Annotated in this window: 1 protein-coding gene and 2 pseudogenes; 2 read left to right on the top strand and 1 reads right to left on the bottom strand. The window is 64.2% G+C overall.

What is annotated here, in order from left to right; translation table 11 throughout:
* A pseudogene (locus AC2VOG_RS09830) lies at positions 1–95 on the bottom strand (lysophospholipase); the annotation flags it as partial.
* A 147-nt stretch (positions 96–242) separates the two neighbouring features.
* Here AC2VOG_RS09830 and AC2VOG_RS09835 point away from each other — a divergent pair.
* The gene (locus AC2VOG_RS09835; protein WP_486939716.1) at positions 243–1,565 is read left to right on the top strand and encodes a YhgE/Pip domain-containing protein; all 1,323 of its coding nucleotides are present in this window, start codon (positions 243–245) and stop codon (positions 1,563–1,565) included.
* Between the two features lie 96 nt (positions 1,566–1,661).
* Positions 1,662–2,106, top strand: a pseudogene (locus tag AC2VOG_RS09840) (phosphodiester glycosidase family protein); the annotation flags it as partial.

Below are 2,106 nucleotides of genomic sequence, written 5' to 3' on the forward strand. Positions count from 1 at the left end.
AATCCCCGCGGCGTGGTGTCCGGGGTCCAGACGTCGTAGACGATGCGCACGCCGTCGACACCGTCGAAGAAGTGTTCGGCACGTGTGATTGTCATCAAGGGCAGCGTAGACCGAGCATCGGACGTAGCGAACTGCCGCTACCAGCGCCGTCCGGCTGACCGCGAACGCCAGCAGAATTGCCCGTCTGGGGGGTGCACGCAGCCCCCGGCAACTAAGGTGAGCGCGAACCAACAGGAGGCGATGTGTCTGAACCGCAAGCCCGTCACGCATCACCTGATCTCGCCTACGACGATGACGATCACCTGACGCGCTCGAGATCTACTCGGACCGTGCGTTTTTGGGCTTTCCCGATACTCGGCACCCTGGTGTTGCTGTCGGCGCTGTGCGCCTTCTATCTCGGCGGGATCCTTCAGCCGATGACCAACTTGCGCCACTTTCCGGTCGCGATCATCAACGAGGACGCCGGGCCGACCGGCGCGCAGGTCGTCAAGGGCATACTGGCCAGTTTCGACCGCGACGCCTACGACGTCCGGGTGCTCGACCCTGATCAAGCCAAGAAGCAGCTGGACACCGTACAGATCTACGGTGTCGCGGTCATACCGCCCAACTTCTCGTCCAAGCTTCAGGCCTACGCGAAAAGCGCGCTCACACCGGGGCGGGTAGAGCGGGCCGTCATCGTCGTCTCGACGAATCCGCGAGCGGGGACCCTCGGCGCAAGTATCGCGGGCCAAACCCTGCAGCGTGAGCTCGCCCTGATCGATCAAAGGGTTGGACAACGCCTTTCGCAAGAGGTCGCCCAACAGACCGGCAAAAGGCCTGAGCCCGGTGCCGTGGCACTGATGTTGGCCAATCCCGTCGAAATCAAGTCGACGGTGCACAACGCGCTGCCGAACGGCACCGGAAACGGGTTGTCGGCCTTCTACTATTCACTGCTGCTGCTGCTGGCCGGTTTCATCGGGAGCATCGTCATCAGCAGGCTGGTGAATTCGATGCTTGGCGTCGCGCCCACCGACTTCCGCCCGAGCTATCCGCTGACCGGCGATGTTTCGCTCTTCCGCAGCCTGTTGATCAAGTGGGCGATGCTCGCTGTGGTCGCACTACTGGCCTCGGCCGCCTACCTGGCGATTGGCCTCAATTTGGGTATGCCGATCCAAAACAGCACGCAACTATGGCTATTCGGCGCGTTCGCGATCCTGGCGGTCGGAGTGACCTCGACAGCGCTGATTGCGGCCATGGGCGCGATCGGGGCCGGGATCGGATTGTTCGTGTTCGTCATCCTCGGCATCCCGGCGGCGGGCGCCGCCGTGCCGTTGGAAGCCACCCCGGCCTGGTTCGAATGGCTGGCGAAATTCGAGCCGCTGCATCAAGTATTCGTCGGCGCAAGGTCGATACTGTATCTCCGAGGCCGAGCTGACGCCGGGCTGTCGCGCGCGCTGGAGTGGTCGGCAGGCTGGCTGCTGGTTGGTGTGCTGATCGGTGTCGTCGCCACCCAACTTTACGACCGGCGCGGGCGAAGCGCAGCCCCCCCGTGGAGGTTGCCCACCCGGAGCGGTAACGGTCGGTAGCCGAACGTCATTGGACTGCCGCTGATCTGTCACTTCGCTGTTACGCCTGTTGCTGTGTAATACCTCAGTAACGACGTTCCCGCCGAAGGGGCAACCGTGCCGAATCTCGCTGTCGCCTTCCGGCGGCTGGCAGCCTGCTGCGCCAGCGGCGCGCTGTGCCTGACGCTGGCGACCAGCACCGGCCAGCCGGTCGCCCGCGCCGAAGCGCGGGAACTGCTGGCCAGTGCGATCGCCAATACCCGGGGTTCCTACCTGGTCTACAACTTTGGGGGCGGTCATCCTGCGCCGATGCTCAACGCCGCCGGCAACTGGTATGACGGCGGCGGCGGCGGCCACCTGATGATCATCAAGTCCGCATCGCAACGGCTCGAGCCGCATCTGCTGGTGGACAGCCATCAGGGCTACCAGTCGCGCTGTGAGCGCAACCCGCATGCGCGCACCGGTGACGGCCTGATGCAGGCCTCGGAAACCTATACGGCAGGCCAGGCCTGGCAGGCGCTGGGTAAGCCGACGATCGCGATCAATGCGAATTTTTTCGATA

Source organism: Mycobacterium sp. TH-M11 (genome assembly GCF_057473725.1).